The 695-nt window shown below is 35.3% G+C and carries 1 pseudogene; it reads right to left on the reverse strand.

The window, feature by feature from the left end:
* A pseudogene (locus GQS58_RS17070) lies at window positions 1–695 on the reverse strand (hypothetical protein); the annotation flags it as partial.

A 695-nucleotide genomic window follows, 5' to 3' on the forward strand; every position in this document is an offset into this window, starting at 1 on the left:
GTATTACCACTTCCTACTCTAGTAGCTTGCTTATCAGTAAATATACATTCTTCTGTATCTAAAATACCATCATTATCGTCATCTAAATCTACATCGTCTGGTATACCATCATTGTCATTGTCATTACATGCATTTACATTTCCATTTATATAATATGCATTTGGTGTAGTAGTATATGGTGCGCCAGTTACTTTACCAGTACCATCTACTATTGGTACACCTGTACCATAAAAGCCATTATTGTCTGCATCTGCATTTGCAACCGTACCAAAATACGCTTCATCTGCGTCTGAACAACCATCGTTGTCTGAGTCTGAATCTAAATAATCTGGAGTTCCATCATTATCAAAATCACAAGGGTCATTTAGAAGAGGAACAAGTTCACTTTCTAAAATACCTGTTGCACCTAACCAAAATTCTGCTCTAATATCTATATAGTCTAAAGATGCAATAACGGTTTCAAATGCAGCTTGTGTTACGCCAAATCTAGCTGCCGTTAAAGGTACTGTAATTGTAAAATCAGATCCTGTAGGTTTTGTTTCTCCATAAGGAGCTTCTGTTAAATCTATAGTGTATTGAGTACCACCACTACCTATACGAATATCTGTAGTACCTCCGAAAAAATCTTCAGCAGGGTCTTGTACAAAGATTCTAAAAACTAAATTATTACCATCTATATATGTATAGTCTTTACC

The sequence above is a fragment of the Polaribacter sp. 11A2H genome (assembly GCF_011379025.1).
In the GTDB taxonomy this organism is placed as follows: domain Bacteria; phylum Bacteroidota; class Bacteroidia; order Flavobacteriales; family Flavobacteriaceae; genus Polaribacter.